The organism is Enterobacter cloacae complex sp. 6730903 (genome assembly GCF_048283985.1).
In the GTDB taxonomy this organism is placed as follows: Bacteria; Pseudomonadota; Gammaproteobacteria; order Enterobacterales; family Enterobacteriaceae; genus Enterobacter; species Enterobacter hormaechei_C.
Window position 1 is genome coordinate 1 of record NZ_JBLVXX010000030.1, and the last position, 18,223, is coordinate 18,223.

The following is an 18,223-nucleotide window of genomic DNA, read 5'->3' on the forward strand; positions in this document are numbered from 1 at the left end:
GAAATATAAATACAGAATTAATTCAGGTGAGATATTACAGGCACAAAAAAACCGCCCGGAGGCGGTTTCTTCTGGATGCTTATTTAGCGCCCGGGATGCTGAAACGCTTGTTGAAGCGGTCAACACGGCCACCGGTTGCAACATCACGCTGCTTACCAGTGTAGAACGGGTGGCATTTGCCGCACACGTCCAGGTTCAGATCGTGACCCACGGTAGAGCGGATCTGGATAGAGTTACCGCAAGAGCAGTTTGCAGTAATCATTTCGTATTTCGGGTGAATATCTTTTTTCATGGGAGAACCTCAGTTAAGGCCGCGTCGCTCTTCCAGCCCTAACGCCAGACACCACGCGATGTTGAATGTAAGTTCTTTGGCGTAAAATACACCAAAGGCGGCGAATCATACAGAATTTGACCAACGTATGCAAACTGATCCGCACGCCGCTTTCACTAATGTGTATACTAACGCGCCACTTTTCAAGTCAGGAAGATTCGATGCCCGTCGCTCACGTTGCCCTGCCCGTTCCGCTTCCCCGCACCTTTGACTACCTGCTGCCCGACAGCATGAGCGCCAAAGCGGGCTGTCGCGTGACCGTGCCGTTTGGTAAACAGCAGCGCGTGGGGATCGTGGTGTCCGTCAGCGACAAAAGCGAATTGCCGCTTAACGAGCTGAAATCGGTTGTTGAGGTGCTGGACAGCGAGCCGGTTTACTCCACCAGCACCTGGCGACTGCTGCTGTGGGCGGCAGATTATTATCATCATCCGATTGGCGACGTGCTGTTCCATGCCCTGCCCATTATGCTGCGCCAGGGTAAGAGCGCCAGCCACGCGCCAATGTGGTACTGGTTTGCCACCGAGCAGGGCCAGGCGGTGGACATTAACAGCCTGAAGCGCTCGCAGAAACAGCAGCAGGCGCTGGCCGCGCTGCGCCAGGGAAAAATCTGGCGCCATCAGGTCGACGAGCTTGAGGTAAGCGAAACCGCGTTGCAGGCATTAAGGAAGAAAGGGCTGAGCGAGCTGGCCAGTGAAGCACCTGCCCTTCACGACTGGCGCGACGGCTTTTCCGTCTCCGGCAATCGTCTGCGTCTGAATACCGAGCAGGCCACCGCCGTGGGCGCGATTCACAGCGCCGCCGATCGCTTTTCCGCCTGGCTGCTGGCGGGCGTCACCGGCTCCGGTAAAACCGAAGTGTATCTGAGCGTGCTGGAAAACGTGCTCGCGCAGGGCAAACAGGCGCTGGTGATGGTGCCGGAAATCGGCCTGACGCCGCAAACCATCGCGCGTTTCCGTGAACGCTTTAATGCGCCCGTTGAGGTTCTGCACTCCGGCCTGAACGACAGCGAGCGCCTCAGCGCCTGGCTGAAAGCGAAAAACGGCGAAGCGGCGATTGTGATCGGCACCCGTTCATCGCTGTTTACGCCGTTTAAAAATCTCGGCGTTATCGTGATCGATGAAGAGCATGACAGCTCCTATAAACAGCAGGAAGGCTGGCGCTATCACGCCCGCGACTTAGCCGTGTACCGCGCCCACAGCGAGCAAATCCCTATTATTCTCGGGTCCGCCACCCCCGCGCTTGAAACGCTGCACAACGTTCGCCAGCGTAAATACCACATGCTGCGCCTGACGCGCCGTGCGGGGAATGCCCGCCCGGCCATTCAACATGTGCTGGATCTGAAAGGCCAGCAGGTGCAGGCCGGGTTAGCGCCTGCGCTGATTAGCCGCATGCGCCAGCATTTGCAGGCGGGCAACCAGGTGATCCTGTTCCTGAACCGCCGCGGCTTCGCGCCTGCGTTGCTGTGCCACGACTGCGGCTGGATCGCGGAGTGCCCGCGCTGCGATCACTACTACACCTTCCACCAGGCTCAGCGCCATTTGCGCTGCCACCACTGCGACAGCCAGCGTCCGGTCCCCCGTCAGTGCCCGTCCTGCGGCTCAACGCACATCGTGCCGGTCGGCCTGGGAACGGAACAGCTTGAACAGGCGCTCGCGCCCTTCTTCCCGGACGTGCCCATCTCCCGTATCGACAGGGATACCACCAGCCGTAAAGGGGCGCTGGAGCAGCAGCTGGCGGAAGTGCATCGCGGCGGCGCGCGCATCCTGATTGGCACACAGATGCTGGCGAAAGGGCACCACTTCCCGGACGTGACGCTGGTCGCCCTGCTGGACGTCGACGGCGCGCTGTTCTCCGCGGATTTTCGCTCCGCCGAGCGTTTCGCCCAGCTTTATACCCAGGTTGCCGGTCGCGCTGGTCGGGCGGGTAAGCAGGGCGAGGTGGTGCTGCAAACGCACCACCCTGAACATCCGCTGCTGCAAACTCTGCTGCACAAAGGCTATGACGCCTTCGCGGACCAGGCGCTGGCCGAACGCCAGACGATGCAGCTTCCCCCGTGGACCAGCCACGTTATCATCCGTGCGGAAGATCATAACAACCAACAGGCCCCGCTGTTCCTGCAACAGCTGAGAAACCTCCTGCAAGCTAGCCCGCTGGTGGATAATCAGCTGTGGATTTTAGGCCCGGTACCCGCGCTCGCCCCGAAACGCGGCGGCCGTTTCCGCTGGCAACTGTTACTTCAGCACCCCTCGCGTATCCGTTTACAGCAGATCGTCAGCGGCACGCTGGCGCTGATCAATACCCTGCCGGAAGCGCGAAAAGTGAAGTGGGTTCTTGATGTCGATCCGATTGAAGGCTGAAGACGGATCGAAAAATTTAATGCGCCTCACACTTTTTATGAAAATTCTGTAACCGATTCCATTAACTATCTGTAAAAATGGTGCTGTCCGCAGTTCGGTGTTCAGGCGAGGAGAAGACGTTGAAGTCCAGGAAAGAGGTTGCCTCGGCGACCATGAAAGACGTTGCCGAGAAAGCACAAGTCTCAACAGCAACCGTGTCCCGCGCATTGATGAACCCTGACAAAGTCTCCCAGGCGACCCGAAACCGGGTTGAAAAGGCGGCGCTTGAGGTCGGTTATTTCCCGCAAGCCATGGGGCGTAACGTAAAACGCAACGAATCCCGCACCATCCTGGTGATCGTGCCGGACATCTGCGATCCCTTCTTCAGCGAAATCATCCGCGGCATTGAAGTCACTGCCGCCGCCCAGGGCTATCTGGTGCTGATTGGCGATTGTGCTCATCAGAACCAGCAGGAAAAAACGTTCATCGACCTGATCATCACCAAGCAGATTGATGGCATGCTGCTGCTTGGCTCACGCCTGCCGTTTGATGCCAGCATTGAAGAACAGCGCAATTTACCGCCGATGGTCATGGCGAACGAATTCGCGCCGGAGCTGGAGCTGCCAACCGTTCATATCGATAACCTCACCGCCGCGTTCAACGCCGTGAACTATCTTCAGGAACTGGGGCATAAGCGTATCGGTTGTATCGCCGGACCAGAAGAGATGCCGCTGTGTCATTACCGCTTGCAGGGCTACGTTCAGGCGCTGCGCCGTACCGGGGCTATCGTCGATCCGCACTACATTGCGCGCGGTGATTTCACCTTTGAAGCGGGCGGGCAGGCGCTGGAAAAATTGCTGGCCTTGCCAGAACCGCCCACCGCGGTCTTCTGCCACAGCGACGTGATGGCGCTGGGGGCGTTATCCTACGCCAAACGTCACGGGCTGCGCGTGCCGCAGGACCTGTCGATTATCGGTTTTGATAATATTTCGCTTTCGGAGTTTTGCGATCCGCCGCTTTCGACCGTTGCCCAGCCACGGTATGACATTGGCCGGGAAGCGATGCTGCTTTTGCTGGATCAGCTGCACGGTCAAACAGTTAGCAGTGGGTCACGGCTACTGGATTGTGAGCTGATTGTGCGCGGCTCTACCCAGGCATTAACTTAAAGTAAATACCTTTCGACACCCTTATCTGGTCAAAGCCCCGTCGCTTAAGTAACATGGCGGGCTGACGAACGAATAAATACAGCGAAACGATAGTGGCACAACGAGATTATGTACGTCGCGGCCAGCCGGCACCTTCGCGACGCAAAAAGAGTAGTTCAAAAAGCAAGCAACGTAGCCTGTCTGCTGTCTCCCCAGCCATGGTCGCCATTGCTGCGGCCGTGCTGGTGGCCTTTATTGGCGGCCTCTACTTCATTACGCATCATAAAAAAGAAGAGTCTGAAGCCCTTCAGGGTAACAAGGTCGTCGGCAACGGCCTGCCGCCGAAGCCTGAAGAGCGCTGGCGCTACATTAAAGAGCTGGAAAGCCGTCAGCCTGGCGTACGTGCGCCTACCGAGCCTTCTGCCGGGGGTGAAGTGAAGAATGCCGATCAGCTGACGGACGAACAGCGTCAATTGCTCGCTCAGATGCAGGCGGACATGCGCCAGCAGCCTACGCAGCTGAACGAAGTGCCGTGGAACGAACAAACCCCGGCGCAGCGTCAGCAAACGTTGCAGCGCCAGCGTCAGGCTCAGCAGCAAACGCAACAGCAGCAGTGGACGCAGACGCAGCCGGTACAGCAGCCGCGTACACAACCGCAGCAGCAGACGCGTACCGTACAAACTCAGCCTGTCCAGCAGCAACCGAAGGCGCAGCCGCAGAAGCAAACGGCACAGCCGTATCAGGATCTGTTGCAGACGCCTGCGCATACCACTGCGCAACAGCCAAAAACGCAGCAGGCTGCGCCGGTCACCAAAGAGACCGAGGCGCCGAAGCAGACGGCTGAGAAAAAAGATGAACGCCGCTGGATGGTTCAGTGCGGTTCGTTTAAAGGCGCCGAACAGGCAGAAACGGTGCGTGCTCAGCTGGCATTTGAAGGATTTGACTCCCGCATTACCACCAATAACGGCTGGAATCGCGTAGTGATTGGACTGGTCAAAGGCAAAGAAAACGCAGACGGCACCATTTCCCGTTTGAAAGTGGCTGGCCACACAAACTGCATTCGACTCGCCTCCGGGGGTTGAAACCCCCAAATTCCCCCCCATCTATCATTTAATTCAGCCCTGAGCACAGGCTCAGGGCTTCTGTTTCCCGAATCTGTAACCAGGGGGTCTGCTCGTGACAACAATAGTAAGTGTACGCCGTAACGGCCAGGTGGTAATTGCCGGTGATGGCCAGGCCACGCTGGGTAATACCGTCATGAAAGGCAACGTGAAGAAAGTACGTCGTCTTTATAACGACAAAGTGATCGCCGGTTTCGCAGGCGGCACGGCTGATGCCTTCACGCTGTTTGAACTGTTTGAACGCAAACTGGAAATGCATCAGGGTCATCTGGTGAAAGCCGCTGTTGAGCTGGCAAAAGACTGGCGTACCGACCGCATGCTACGCAAGCTCGAAGCGCTGCTGGCCGTGGCTGACGAAAACGCCTCGCTGATCATCACCGGTAACGGCGACGTGGTTCAGCCTGAAAACGACCTGATTGCCATCGGCTCTGGCGGCCCGTACGCCCAGGCCGCAGCCCGTGCGCTGTTGGAAAATACCGACATGAACGCGCGCGATATCGCGGTGAAAGCGTTGGATATTGCAGGTGATATCTGCATCTATACCAACCACAATCACACCATCGAAGAATTACCGTCTAAAGCGTAAGGATCGCCCATGTCTGAAATGACCCCACGCGAAATTGTCAGCGAACTGAACAAACACATTATCGGCCAGGACAACGCCAAGCGCTCCGTGGCTATCGCACTGCGTAACCGCTGGCGTCGCATGCAGCTCGACGAAGAGCTTCGCCACGAAGTGACGCCAAAAAATATTCTGATGATCGGCCCGACCGGTGTGGGTAAAACCGAAATCGCCCGTCGTCTGGCCAAACTGGCTAACGCGCCGTTCATCAAAGTTGAAGCCACCAAGTTCACCGAAGTGGGCTATGTAGGTAAAGAAGTGGACTCCATCATCCGCGATCTGACCGACTCGGCGATTAAGATGGTGCGCGTCCAGGCGATTGAGAAAAACCGCTATCGCGCCGAAGAGATGGCCGAAGAGCGTATTCTCGACGTGCTGATCCCACCGGCAAAAAACAACTGGGGACAGGCTGAACAGCAGTCTGAACCTTCTGCTGCGCGTCAGGCATTCCGCAAAAAGCTGCGCGAAGGCGAGCTGGACGACAAAGAGATTGAGATCGATCTCGCTGCCGCGCCAATGGGCGTGGAAATTATGGCGCCTCCGGGCATGGAAGAGATGACCAGCCAATTGCAGTCCATGTTCCAGAACCTGGGCGGGCAGAAGCAGAAAGCGCGTAAGCTGAAAATCAAAGACGCGATGAAGCTGCTGATTGAAGAAGAAGCCGCGAAGCTGGTTAACCCGGAAGAGCTGAAACAGGACGCTATCGACGCGGTTGAGCAGCACGGTATCGTGTTTATCGACGAAATCGACAAGATCTGTAAGCGCGGCAACGCGTCCGGCCCGGATGTCTCCCGCGAAGGCGTTCAGCGCGACCTGCTGCCGCTGGTGGAAGGGTGTACCGTTTCCACCAAGCACGGCATGGTTAAAACTGACCACATTCTGTTTATCGCCTCCGGTGCGTTCCAGATTGCCAGCCCGTCTGACCTGATCCCGGAACTCCAGGGTCGTCTGCCAATCCGCGTTGAGTTGCAGGCGCTGACCACCGAAGATTTCGAACGTATCCTGACTGAGCCAAACGCGTCTGTGACCGTACAGTACAAAGCGCTGATGGCGACTGAAGGCGTGAACATTGAATTTACCGATGACGGTATCAAGCGCATCGCTCAGGCCGCGTGGCAGGTCAACGAAACCACCGAGAACATCGGTGCGCGTCGTCTGCACACCGTGCTGGAACGCCTGATGGAAGACATCTCTTATGATGCGAGCGACCTTAACGGTCAAAGCATTACCATTGACGCAGACTATGTGGGCAAACACCTGGATGCGTTAGTGGCAGATGAAGATCTGAGCCGTTTTATTCTATAATCGCGTTCAATGCATTTTCATCACTGTTGATGGGGGCTATGGCCCCCATTTTTATTGGCTAAATAACTATGACTGATATCAGCCGTACACAGGCGTGGCTCGAAAGTCTGCGCCCTAAAACGCTTCCTCTGGCTTTTGCCGCCATTATCGTCGGTACCACGCTTGCCTGGTGGCAGGGTCATTTCGATCCGCTGGTAGCAGGTCTGGCGCTCGTCACCGCCGGGCTGCTGCAAATCCTCTCTAATCTCGCCAATGATTACGGCGATGCGGTAAAGGGCAGCGACAAGCCTGACCGTATCGGGCCGCTGCGCGGGATGCAAAAAGGAGTGATTACCCAGGCACAGATGAAACGGGCGCTGATTATCACCGTGGTATTGATTTGCCTGTCCGGGCTGGCGCTGGTGACGGTCGCCTCGAAAACCACCAGTGATTTCATTGGCTTCCTGGTGCTGGGCTTGCTCGCCATTATTGCAGCCATTACCTATACCGTCGGGACGCGTCCTTACGGGTATATTGGTCTGGGCGACATCTCCGTGCTGGTGTTCTTCGGCTGGCTGAGCGTGATGGGAAGCTGGTACTTACAGGCGCATACGGTGATCCCTGCCCTGTTCCTGCCGGCGACCGCCTGCGGTCTGCTGGCGACGGCGGTGCTGAATATCAACAACCTGCGCGACATCGACAGCGACCGCGAAAACGGTAAAAACACGCTGGCCGTGCGTCTGGGTCCGGTGAATGCACGCCGCTATCACGCCTGCCTGCTCATCGGCGCGCTGGTCTGCCTGGCACTGTTCAGTCTGATTTCGCTGCACAGCCTGTGGGGCTGGCTGTTTGTGCTCGCCGCACCGCTGCTGATTAAGCAGGCCCGCTACGTCATGCGTGAACTCAGCCCGGCCGCCATGCCACCGATGCTGGAACGTACGGTAAAAGGCGCGTTGCTGACTAACCTGCTGTTCGTCATCGGGATTGTCTTAAGCCAGACGCTGAGTTAGCTGACAAATATCAATTAACAATTGATGATTTTGCCAACAACGCATTTCGCACGATATACTGAACACATTCGCAGCAACAGAGCGTTAAACCTATGAAATACGATACCTCCGAGCTTTGTGACATCTACCAGGAAGATGTCAACGTCGTTGAACCCCTGTTCTCCAACTTTGGTGGACGGTCGTCGTTTGGCGGACAAATCATCACGGTGAAATGTTTCGAGGACAACGGGTTGCTGTACGATCTGCTCGAAGAGAACGGCCGTGGCCGCGTTCTGGTGGTCGACGGCGGCGGTTCCGTGCGCCGTGCATTGATTGATGCTGAACTGGCGGGAATTGCCGTCCAGAACGAGTGGGAAGGCATTGTGGTGTACGGTTCCGTGCGTCAGGTGGACGATCTCGAAGACCTGGATATCGGGATTCAGGCCATTGCCGCCATACCGGTAGGCGCAGCGGGCGACGGCATCGGCGAAAGCGACGTGCGCGTCAATTTCGGCGGCGTGACCTTCTTCTCGGGCGACCACCTTTATGCTGACAATACCGGGATTATCCTTTCCGAGGATGCGCTGGACATCGAGTAGTTAATCGGTGAGTAAAATTCATAAAAAAACCGCCAACAGCAATGTGGCGGTTTTTTTTGTCCCTCGGGATTCGCGGTCCGTTGGGACGTCTTACAGACTAACACCAAGGAACTTCATCATACTCTCGTCTAAACCTTGGGCAACCTCTCAGAACCTTTATAAAATCCTAATTATCTATGAAAACCTTAACGCCACGGTTGATGCTCTTTATGATACCGCGTCCCTTTCCGCCATCTCGCAAATGGGCATCGGTCCAGGGAAAGGTGTATTCACTACCGTAAAGCAGGCTAACACCAGGGCTTGTGTCCACCGACTTATCACCGGTGGTGAACGGTGGAGCGGTTAGCAGCAAGGACCGCATAATGAAACGCTATTTATGTATCGCGTTCATTGTCGCCAGCGTACTCGTGGTAAAGAGCGATGAACCTGTTGAGTTAGTTGCTTTTGTTACGACAGCGCAGGACAAGTAGCGTTAAGGCCGCCTAGGGCGGCCTTTTTTATGGTTTGATGTCGGTTAGCGAAAACCATAAAAAAGCCGGGTGGCGGCTTCGCCTTACCCGGCCTGTTCAATTCATTCCCTAAGGAAATCAAACTTCTTCCATACGTCCCAGCAGCGCCTGCAAGCGTTCCTGCCAGCCGTTCTGCTGTTCGCGCAGCTGGTTGTTTTCGCGCTCCAGTTCTTCACGGCTGTGCTGAGCATTCTGAACTTCCTGTGACAGGGAGTTGTTCTTCTCTTTCAGCTCTTCAATTTCCATTTGCAGCAGCGTGATGGTGTCAATCGCCTGCTGTACTTTCGATTCCAGTTTCTCAAACACTTCTAAAGACATGATCCTACCTCTCCTGAATTGCAAGGCGACGCTTTAACGTAAACGCGCACAACATATGTTCCGATTGTATGGAGCGCCGTCGCCCCTGTCCAGCGGCATGCCACGCAGATCGCGGTTTGCAACACTTTTCGGCCTCGTCCTGGTGCGTTCGCCGCATATACCCCTAAGTTGTTAACCCATAAGTTAAAGAAATGATTCAGCCCATAATCATTATCTGATGCAAAAACGCGCTTTATGGCGCGAAAACGCTCATTTTATTGACGCAGACCACACATTTCGATTTCGATATTTCTCGCTTGTGCTCGTTAACGATAAATTAACACTATGTCTACAGGGCATCGTGACTGTCACGGGCGGTCACGCAAACAATAAACATTACTCTTTTGCAGGATTCCGATTATGAGTCAGACATCAACCTTAAAAGGCCAGTGCATTGCCGAGTTCCTGGGTACCGGGTTGTTGATATTCTTCGGAGTAGGCTGTGTCGCTGCACTGAAAGTGGCGGGTGCCAGTTTTGGTCAGTGGGAAATCAGTATTATCTGGGGTCTGGGCGTGGCGATGGCCATCTACCTGACCGCAGGGGTTTCCGGCGCACATCTTAACCCGGCGGTGACCATCGCGTTGTGGCTATTCGCGTGCTTTGACGGACGCAAAGTTGTTCCTTTTATTATTTCGCAATTTGCCGGCGCCTTTTGCGCAGCGGCGTTAGTTTACGGGCTTTATTACAATCTTTTCATCGACTTCGAACAGACGCATCATATGGTGCGTGGCAGTGTCGAAAGTCTGGATCTGGCAGGCATTTTCTCAACGTATCCGAATCCGCATATCAATTTTGTGCAGGCGTTCGCAGTTGAAATGGTGATTACCGCTATTCTGATGGGCGTCATTATGGCGCTGGGCGACGACGGAAACGGCATTCCGCGCGGCCCGCTGGCTCCACTTTTGATTGGCCTTCTGATTGCGGTAATTGGCGCATCCATGGGTCCGCTTACCGGCTTTGCGATGAATCCGGCGCGTGACCTGGGTCCAAAAACCTTCGCCTTCTTTGCGGGATGGGGCGATGTCGCCTTCACGGGCGGCAAAGACATTCCTTACTTCCTGGTTCCGCTGTTCGGGCCAATCGTAGGGGCGGCGCTGGGCGCATTCGGCTATCGCAAATTAATTGGTCGCCACTTACCGTGCGACACCTGTGTGGAAGAGGAAAAAGAGACAACTTCCACCACACAACAAAAAGCTTCGCTGTAATCTGACTACGGGACACATACCATGACCGAAAAAAAATATATCGTTGCGCTCGACCAGGGCACTACCAGCTCCCGCGCTGTCGTAATGGATCATGACGCGAACATTGTCAGCGTGTCTCAACGCGAATTTGAGCAAATTTATCCGCGTCCAGGCTGGGTTGAACACGACCCGATGGAGATCTGGGCGTCACAAAGCTCCACGCTGGTGGAAGTGCTGGCGAAAGCCGACATCAGTTCTGACCAGATTGCCGCTATCGGTATCACCAACCAGCGCGAAACGACTGTGGTCTGGGAGCGCGAAACCGGTAAGCCCATCTACAACGCCATTGTCTGGCAGTGCCGCCGTACGTCAGAGATCTGCGAACAGCTGAAGCGCGACGGGATGGAAGAGTACGTGCGCAACGCCACCGGCCTGGTGGTTGATCCGTATTTTTCAGGCACCAAAGTGAAGTGGATCCTCGACCACGTGGAAGGTTCACGCGAGCGTGCACGACGTGGCGAGCTGCTGTTCGGTACCGTCGATACCTGGCTTATCTGGAAGATGACTCAGGGACGCGTTCACGTTACTGACTACACCAACGCCTCGCGCACCATGCTGTTCAACATCAACACCCTGGAGTGGGATGACAAGATGCTGGACGCGCTGGACATTCCGCGTGCGATGCTCCCAGACGTGCGTAAATCTTCAGAAGTGTACGGCCAGACCAACATCGGCGGTAAAGGCGGCACCCGTATTCCTATCGCCGGTATCGCCGGTGACCAGCAGGCGGCCCTGTTCGGCCAGCTGTGCGTCAAAGAAGGGATGGCGAAGAACACCTACGGCACCGGCTGCTTTATGCTGATGAACACCGGCGAGAAAGCGGTGAAATCAGAAAATGGTCTGCTGACCACCATCGCCTGCGGCCCGCGCGGCGAAGTGAACTATGCCCTGGAAGGCGCGGTATTCATGGCGGGTGCCTCCATTCAGTGGCTGCGCGACGAGATGAAGCTGATCAGCGACGCGTTTGACTCCGAATACTTCGCGACCAAAGTGAAAGACACCAACGGCGTATACGTGGTGCCAGCGTTTACCGGTCTGGGCGCACCGTACTGGGATCCGTACGCCCGCGGCGCGATTTTCGGCCTGACGCGCGGCGTGAACTCAAACCACATCATTCGCGCGACGCTGGAATCCATCGCCTACCAGACGCGCGACGTGCTGGAAGCGATGCAGGCGGACTCCGGCATTCGTCTGCACGCCCTGCGCGTGGACGGCGGTGCGGTAGCCAACAACTTCCTGATGCAGTTCCAGTCCGACATTCTGGGCACCCGCGTTGAACGTCCTGAGGTGCGAGAAGTGACGGCGCTGGGCGCGGCGTATTTGGCAGGTCTGGCGGTTGGCTTCTGGCAAAACCTCGACGAGCTTCAGGAAAAAGCGGTTATCGAACGCGAATTCCGTCCTGGCATCGAAACCACCGAGCGCAATTACCGCTACAGCGGCTGGAAGAAAGCGGTGAAACGTGCCCTGGCGTGGGAAGAGCACGACGAGTAAACCTATATTCCCTCTCCCCTGGGAGAGGGTTAGGGTGAGGGGCTCCGACCGCACCGGTCCCCTCGCCCCTCCCCACTCTGTGATAAACTTCGTGCAATTCCTTTTGATTGTACGAGTACCTCATGAAACGTGAACTTGCTATCGAGTTTTCCCGCGTCACCGAAGCTGCCGCCCTCGCAGGCTACAAGTGGCTGGGCCGTGGCGACAAAAATACCGCAGACGGTGCAGCCGTCCACGCCATGCGCATTGTGCTTAATCAGGTCAATATCGATGGCACTATCGTCATTGGCGAAGGCGAAATCGACGAAGCGCCAATGCTCTATATCGGTGAAAAAGTCGGGACGGGCAAAGGCGATGCGGTGGATATCGCGGTCGACCCGATTGAAGGCACGCGCATGACGGCGATGGGCCAGGCCAACGCGCTGGCGGTGCTGGCGGTGGGCGATAAGGGCTGCTTCCTCAACGCGCCCGATATGTACATGGAAAAGCTGATCGTCGGTCCTGGTGCTAAAGGCGCTATCGACCTTAGTCTGCCGCTGAACGCCAACCTGCGCAATATCGCTGCGGCGCTGGGTAAAGCGCTCAGCGAACTCACCGTGACCATTCTGGCGAAACCGCGCCACGACGCCACCATCGCGTACCTGCAAGCGCTCGGCGTGCGCGTATTTGCTATTCCGGATGGCGACGTTGCCGCCTCTATTCTGACCTGCATGCCGGACAGCGAAGTCGACGTGCTTTACGGCATCGGCGGTGCGCCGGAGGGTGTGGTCTCTGCGGCAGTGATCCGCGCGCTGGACGGCGATATGCAGGCGCGTTTGCTGCCACGCCATGAGGTCAAAGGCGACAGCGACGAGAACCTTCGCATTGGTGCAGACGAACTGGCGCGCTGCGCGGCGATGGGCATCGAGGCCAATAAAGTGCTCGCGCTGAACGAGATGGCCCGCAGCGATAACGTGGTCTTCTCCGCAACCGGCATCACCAAAGGCGATCTGCTGGACGGCATCACCCGCAAGGGCAACATGGCCACCACTGAAACCCTGCTGATCCGCGGTAAATCCCGCACCATTCGTCGCATTAAGTCCATTCATTATCTCGATCGTAAAGATCCGGACGTACAGACGCACATTCTGTAAAACCGTTTGATCGATAGAGCTTTCCGGCCCGAATGGGCTGGAAATGTTTCCCACAAGTACGGAAGATAGAAGAGAGAAACAGCACAGGAGAAGATCATGGCGGACTGGGTAACAGGTAAAGTCACAAAGGTACAGTTCTGGACCGATGCGCTATTTAGCCTCACGCTGCACGCTCCCGTTCATCCGTTTACTGCCGGGCAGTTTGCCAAACTCGGGCTGGATATCGACGGTGAACGCGTACAGCGCGCCTACTCTTACGTTAATGCGCCTGATAACCCGGACCTTGAGTTCTATCTGGTCACCGTCCCGGACGGTAAGCTCAGCCCGCGCCTCGCCGCGCTGAAGCCGGGCGATGAAGTGCAGATTGTTTCCGACGCGGCGGGGTTCTTCGTGCTGGATGAAATCCCCGACTGTGACACGCTCTGGATGCTGGCGACCGGCACGGCCATTGGCCCGTATCTCTCCATTCTGCAATACGGCAAAGATCTGGAGCGCTTTAAAAATATCGTGCTGGTTCACGCCGCGCGCTACGCCGCAGACCTGAGCTATTTGCCGCAGATGCAGGCGCTGGAACAGCGATATGGCGGGAAGTTAAAAATTCAGACGGTGGTCAGCCGCGAAACCGCAGCCGGCTCGTTAACCGGTCGCGTTCCGGCGTTGATTGAAAGCGGCGCGCTGGAAGAGGCGGTGGGTTTACCGATGAATACCGAAACCAGCCATGTGATGCTGTGCGGTAATCCGCAGATGGTACGCGATACGCAGCAGTTGCTGAAGGATACCCGGCAGATGACGAAGCACCTTCGCCGCCGACCGGGCCACATGACCGCCGAACACTACTGGTGATCAGCGGTACTTCACCTCAAGAGTATCTTTTCCGTATTTGTTCTCGCTCTGGGTGCCGATAAACGCGCCCAGTTCGACAACCATCATTACAAAGATAACCGTCGGCAGCAGTCTGCCCACCACCCACGGGAGGATTGAGGGCAGCATTGACCAGTTCCCCGCCACCAGCATCCACGCCAGAATAATCAGGAAAGCCCATGCGCCGGAGCGGCCACGATCGTGCAGACGTTTCACCACTACGGCGGCGGTTGGCCACAGTAAACAGACCAGCGCAAATGCCGCGGTTTGCGTGCTCAGCCATGCGTTGTAGGCAACAAAAAACAGAAGCAGCATGGCGACAACCCACGTTGCAATCCAGATCCAGAAGTCACGGCGTCCAATACGCCCTTTGAATGAAAACAGCCACTGCTGTATGGTCATGTAAGGTTCCTTATTATTGTTTAGCCCGCATTTTACCCTGGAGTTGTGACCTTTTGACAAGCCGACCAGATATCGTTTTAATCATGGGCAATGACGGCCAGGGGCAATGTTGATGAAAAGTTCGGCACACTCTCTTTATTTGTGTTTAGCGATGCTGAGCGCCAGTTTTTCCCTGTACGCCGCGGAAACGGCTTCCCCGGTCACCGCCCCCTATCTTCTGGCGGGCGCTCCCTCTTTCGATCAATCTATCAGCCAGTTCCGCGAAGCCTTCAACAAAGAAAACCCCTCACTTCCGCTGGGAGAGTTCCGTGCGATTGACAGCGCCCGCGATACGCCGACCCTGACCCGCGCGGCCAGCAAAATTAACGAGAATCTGTATGCCTCTACCGCCCTTGAGCGCGGAACGTTAAAAATCAAAAGCATGCAGATCACCTGGCTGCCGATTCAGGGGCCAGAGCAGAAAGCGGCGAAAGCGAAAGCGCTGGAGTACATGAGCGCTATTCTGCGCGCCTTTACCCCCACCTTCACGAAAGCGCAAAGCCAGCAAAAGCTGCAAAAACTGCTTACCGCCGGGAAAAACAAACGCTATTACGCCGATACGGAAGGTGCCGTTCGCTATGTCGTCGCAGATAACGGCGAAAAGGGGCTGACCTTCGCGGTTGAACCGATTAAGCTGGCCCTATCAGACGCACTCGAGGGGGCGAATTAATGACAAAAAGCAAAGCCTTTCGAGGGAAAATCTCTATACTGATTCACAGACCATGCTGCCCGACAGGGCGGCCATATTCCTTAATTCGCTTATTGAGCGTGGAGAATTGAAATGCGACATCCTTTAGTGATGGGAAACTGGAAACTGAACGGCAGCCGCCACATGGTAAACGAACTGGTTGCTAACCTGCGTAAAGAGCTGGCTGGCGTGACCGGCTGCGCGGTTGCTATCGCTCCGCCGGATATGTACCTGGATCTGGCTAAACGTGCCGCTGACGGCAGCCACATCATTCTGGGCGCGCAGAACGTTGACGTTAACCTGTCTGGCGCGTTCACCGGTGAAACCTCCGCTGAAATGCTGAAAGATATCGGCGCGAAATACATCATCATCGGCCACTCCGAGCGTCGTACCTATCACAAAGAATCCGATGAGTTCATCGCGAAGAAATTCGCTGTGCTGAAAGAGCAGGGTCTGATCCCGGTTCTGTGCATCGGTGAAACCGAAGCAGAAAACGAAGCAGGCAAAACCGAAGAAGTGTGCGCACGTCAGATCGACGCTGTGCTGAAAACCCAGGGCGCGGCAGCGTTCGAAGGCGCGGTTATCGCTTACGAGCCAGTCTGGGCGATCGGTACCGGCAAATCTGCAACTCCAGCGCAGGCACAGGCGGTGCACAAGTTCATCCGTGACCACATTGCAAAAGCAGACGCGAAAGTGGCTGAGCAGGTCATCATCCAGTACGGCGGTTCCGTTAACGCATCAAACGCAGCTGAGCTGTTCACCCAGCCAGACATCGATGGCGCACTGGTTGGCGGCGCATCCCTGAAAGCAGACGCTTTCGCGGTGATCGTTAAAGCGGCAGAAGCGGCTAAACAGGCGTAATGCTGTTGCGGCGGGTGGCGCTTCGCTAACCCGCCCTACGGTTCTGTAGGCCCGGTAAGCGTCAGCGCCACCGGGCTTTTTTACAGCCGTCCCAGTAGGCTAAACCACAGATAATCCAGCGGCAGCAGCACCAGATACGTCGCAATCGCCAGCGCCAGACAGAGCAGCATCCCCGCTTTCGCAGGCACTTTCCCTAAGCCCATCGCCACCACAATCGGCGACGCCTGATACGGCAGCAGCGGCGTGGAATACCCCAGCACCTGAATCATGATCACCGACAGCAGCGGGAAGCCGGTCGCGTCCGAGAAGCTCTGCGCCAGCGTGGTGTACAGCGCAGGAACGCCGTTGGCGGTCATAATGAAGTTGAGCGCCGTGGTGATCCCCGTCAGCGCCAGGAAGCTGGTAAACGGGCGGTCTGCATCCAGCGGCATGATATGGAGCAACGCCTCGCCTACTGCCGCACCGATACCGGTCTGCGTCACCGTAATGGCCAGCCCGAGTATACCCGCGACGTAAATACAGGTGCGCATATTCACCCCCGCCGAGAACTCCTCCCCGGTGATAAAACCGATGCGCGGCAGCATAACGATGACCGAGGCCGCCAGCCCCGTCCACGCTGGCCCCACGCCGTGCCAGCTCTCCGTCACCCACATCGTCAACACCACCGCCAGCAGCCAGGCGAGTCGTTTTTCGTCACGCCCCATCGGTTCCGATGGCGCGAGATCCTTCGCCGGTTTTGGGTTGCCGGGGAACAGCCAGCAGATCAGGCCAATCAGAATCAGACCCTTGAGAATACCCAGCACCGGGGTGTGCAGCAGCAGATACGGGACATAGTTGAGGTGGATACCGTATGAGCCTTCCGCCGCGCCGCTCATCACCAGGTTGGGCACGTTGGCGGGCAGGATGGTGGCGGATAGCTGGAAGGTGCCAAACCCGACCGCCAGCGCCAGGCCAAACCAGTCCCGCGAGCCATCAGGAATGCCGGCCCGCTTCGCCATTGCAGCGACAATCGGCATCAGCAGCGCAATACGTCCCATGTTCGACGGCATCACGAATGCCAGGGCATAGCTCAGCAGCACAACGCTCGCCACCATCAGCACCCAGGAGTCGGTAAGCTTTGCCGACAGCGCCCTGGCGGCCCTGTCCGCCAGGCCGGTTTTCCGAATCGCCACGCCCAGCACAAAGCCGCTGAACACCAGCCAGAAGGCAGACGAGGCGAAGCCGCCGAAGATCACTTCCGGCGGGGCGATTCTGGCGGCCATCGCCGCCGTAAAGAACAGCAGCGCGGTGATAAATTCCGGCAACAGCGACGTCGCCCACAGCACGATGGTGACGCCGACGATCAGCGAGGGAAGCAGCAGAGGATGCGATAACCAGAGCGACATACCTGTCTCCTGTAGAATTTTTCAGCAAGTCTACGGCGACAGGCAGGGCGAGTAAACGCTATTTATGGTGGGGTCACTTCAGGATATCGCATTGATGATCCTGCAATTCCTCAGCCGACGCGCGGTTAAAGGTAAGCAGGTTACGCTCTGTCGCCAGCAATACAAACGAGCCGTCCGACTGCTGCGCCATCGCCAGCGCGAAGCGTCCCATATGATCGCGGGCTTCCGGCAGCTCTTCCGCCAGCATCATAAACGGGCTGCGCTGCACCAGTTCGTTCTCCGTCACCCGACGGGCAAGGTATTCATGCCCTTCCAGCCCGCCCGGAAGCGGTAACCACTGGGTGCTGATTTGCCCCTGCGACGCGTTCAGCTTCTCGCGCACGTCCGGGCGCAGACAGGAGATGTGGATATGAAAATGGTTTTGCGTGCGCCCGGTCGGGGAATTGATGGTCAGCGAAACGGCGCTGTCAGGCACGTCGGCCCCCCGCTTCATGCTCATAAAGTTACGCGACTGCCATGCCAGCCAGAAGAAATTCGGTGTCTGCGGCTCAGTCAGCAGCGGGCTTTCGGTGCCGTTGATACGGTACGTGGGCATCAGCAGGTATTGCAGCGGCCCGTTGCGGTCCTTGAACACCACGTAGCCCGCATCTGGCTTCACCTGCGCGCACGGTGCCGGGTTACGGTTGTGCAGCTGGTTGGGCACACACTGGTCGAGAACGATATGACGCAACGCATTCGGATTACCCGCTTTCATCCAGTACACGCCGCCTGCGGCAAGGGCGATAACGATCAGAATCAGTAAGATAATTTTTTTCACAACGCGTT

At 56.8% G+C, this 18,223-nt stretch carries 18 protein-coding genes; 13 read left to right on the forward strand and 5 right to left on the reverse strand.

Annotated elements, in window-relative coordinates:
• Nucleotides 1–79: 79 nt before the first annotated feature.
• On the reverse strand, nucleotides 80–292 hold the full coding sequence (gene rpmE, locus ACNQ0W_RS15810) for a 50S ribosomal protein L31 (protein WP_003862040.1): 213 nt from the start codon (nucleotides 290–292) through the stop codon (nucleotides 80–82).
• A gap of 200 nt (nucleotides 293–492) precedes the next feature.
• On the opposite strand from rpmE, the gene priA reads away from it, so the two are divergent.
• From priA to rraA, 7 genes are all read left to right on the forward strand, one after another.
• Nucleotides 493–2,688 (forward strand): primosomal protein N', encoded by a 2,196-nt coding sequence (priA, locus tag ACNQ0W_RS15815; protein WP_116329989.1) that lies wholly within the window; start codon nucleotides 493–495, stop codon nucleotides 2,686–2,688.
• A gap of 119 nt (nucleotides 2,689–2,807) precedes the next feature.
• A complete protein-coding gene (cytR, locus tag ACNQ0W_RS15820; protein WP_003862038.1) occupies nucleotides 2,808–3,833 on the forward strand; it encodes a DNA-binding transcriptional regulator CytR in 1,026 nt (341 codons plus the stop codon).
• Nucleotides 3,834–3,925: 92 nt separating this feature from the next.
• On the forward strand, nucleotides 3,926–4,894 hold the full coding sequence (gene ftsN / locus ACNQ0W_RS15825; RefSeq protein ID WP_116329990.1) for a cell division protein FtsN: 969 nt from the start codon (nucleotides 3,926–3,928) through the stop codon (nucleotides 4,892–4,894).
• A 94-nt stretch (nucleotides 4,895–4,988) separates the two neighbouring features.
• Nucleotides 4,989–5,519 (forward strand): ATP-dependent protease subunit HslV, encoded by a 531-nt coding sequence (gene hslV / locus ACNQ0W_RS15830; protein WP_003862036.1) that lies wholly within the window; start codon nucleotides 4,989–4,991, stop codon nucleotides 5,517–5,519.
• A 9-nt stretch (nucleotides 5,520–5,528) separates the two neighbouring features.
• The gene (gene hslU, locus ACNQ0W_RS15835; RefSeq protein WP_003862035.1) at nucleotides 5,529–6,860 is read left to right on the forward strand and encodes an HslU--HslV peptidase ATPase subunit; all 1,332 of its coding nucleotides are present in this window, start codon (nucleotides 5,529–5,531) and stop codon (nucleotides 6,858–6,860) included.
• 62 nt (nucleotides 6,861–6,922) lie between these two features.
• Entirely contained in the window at nucleotides 6,923–7,849 is a 927-nt protein-coding gene (menA, locus tag ACNQ0W_RS15840; RefSeq protein WP_116329991.1) for a 1,4-dihydroxy-2-naphthoate polyprenyltransferase, read from the forward strand.
• Between the two features lie 92 nt (nucleotides 7,850–7,941).
• Nucleotides 7,942–8,427: a ribonuclease E activity regulator RraA gene (rraA, locus tag ACNQ0W_RS15845; protein WP_015569946.1), complete on the forward strand. Its 486-nt coding sequence runs from the start codon at nucleotides 7,942–7,944 to the stop codon at nucleotides 8,425–8,427.
• A 587-nt stretch (nucleotides 8,428–9,014) separates the two neighbouring features.
• Here the strand turns inward: rraA and zapB are convergent.
• A complete protein-coding gene (gene zapB / locus ACNQ0W_RS15850; protein WP_003862031.1) occupies nucleotides 9,015–9,254 on the reverse strand; it encodes a septal ring assembly protein ZapB in 240 nt (79 codons plus the stop codon).
• Nucleotides 9,255–9,653: 399 nt separating this feature from the next.
• Between zapB and ACNQ0W_RS15855 the strand changes: the two genes are divergently transcribed.
• From ACNQ0W_RS15855 to fpr, 4 genes are all read left to right on the forward strand, one after another.
• On the forward strand, nucleotides 9,654–10,499 hold the full coding sequence (locus ACNQ0W_RS15855) for an MIP/aquaporin family protein (RefSeq protein ID WP_003862030.1): 846 nt from the start codon (nucleotides 9,654–9,656) through the stop codon (nucleotides 10,497–10,499).
• 21 nt (nucleotides 10,500–10,520) lie between these two features.
• Nucleotides 10,521–12,029, forward strand: a complete 1,509-nt coding sequence (gene glpK / locus ACNQ0W_RS15860; protein ID WP_047051670.1) for a glycerol kinase GlpK — start codon at nucleotides 10,521–10,523, stop codon at nucleotides 12,027–12,029.
• Nucleotides 12,030–12,151: 122 nt separating this feature from the next.
• Nucleotides 12,152–13,162, forward strand: coding sequence for a class II fructose-bisphosphatase (gene glpX / locus ACNQ0W_RS15865; protein ID WP_062933633.1), 1,011 nt, complete (start codon nucleotides 12,152–12,154; stop codon nucleotides 13,160–13,162).
• 96 nt (nucleotides 13,163–13,258) lie between these two features.
• Entirely contained in the window at nucleotides 13,259–14,005 is a 747-nt protein-coding gene (gene fpr, locus ACNQ0W_RS15870) for a ferredoxin--NADP(+) reductase (protein ID WP_003862024.1), read from the forward strand.
• Here the strand turns inward: fpr and ACNQ0W_RS15875 are convergent, their stop codons facing one another.
• Nucleotides 14,006–14,425, reverse strand: a complete 420-nt coding sequence (locus tag ACNQ0W_RS15875; RefSeq protein WP_006808672.1) for a DUF805 domain-containing protein — start codon at nucleotides 14,423–14,425, stop codon at nucleotides 14,006–14,008. It abuts the gene before it with no gap.
• A 112-nt stretch (nucleotides 14,426–14,537) separates the two neighbouring features.
• Between ACNQ0W_RS15875 and ACNQ0W_RS15880 the strand changes: the two genes are divergently transcribed.
• A complete protein-coding gene (locus ACNQ0W_RS15880) occupies nucleotides 14,538–15,134 on the forward strand; it encodes a DUF1454 family protein (RefSeq protein ID WP_017383094.1) in 597 nt (198 codons plus the stop codon).
• Between the two features lie 111 nt (nucleotides 15,135–15,245).
• Nucleotides 15,246–16,013 carry a triose-phosphate isomerase gene (gene tpiA, locus ACNQ0W_RS15885; protein ID WP_003862019.1) on the forward strand — a complete coding sequence of 256 codons (768 nt, stop codon included), beginning with the start codon at nucleotides 15,246–15,248 and terminating at the stop codon, nucleotides 16,011–16,013.
• An 80-nt stretch (nucleotides 16,014–16,093) separates the two neighbouring features.
• Here the strand turns inward: tpiA and ACNQ0W_RS15890 are convergent, their stop codons facing one another.
• Together ACNQ0W_RS15890 and ACNQ0W_RS15895 are read right to left on the reverse strand one after the other, a co-directional pair.
• A complete protein-coding gene (locus tag ACNQ0W_RS15890; protein WP_062933632.1) occupies nucleotides 16,094–17,398 on the reverse strand; it encodes an SLC13 family permease in 1,305 nt (434 codons plus the stop codon).
• Nucleotides 17,399–17,471: 73 nt separating this feature from the next.
• On the reverse strand, nucleotides 17,472–18,215 hold the full coding sequence (locus ACNQ0W_RS15895) for a CDP-diacylglycerol diphosphatase (RefSeq protein WP_045334307.1): 744 nt from the start codon (nucleotides 18,213–18,215) through the stop codon (nucleotides 17,472–17,474).
• Between the last annotated feature and the right edge of the window lie 8 nt (nucleotides 18,216–18,223).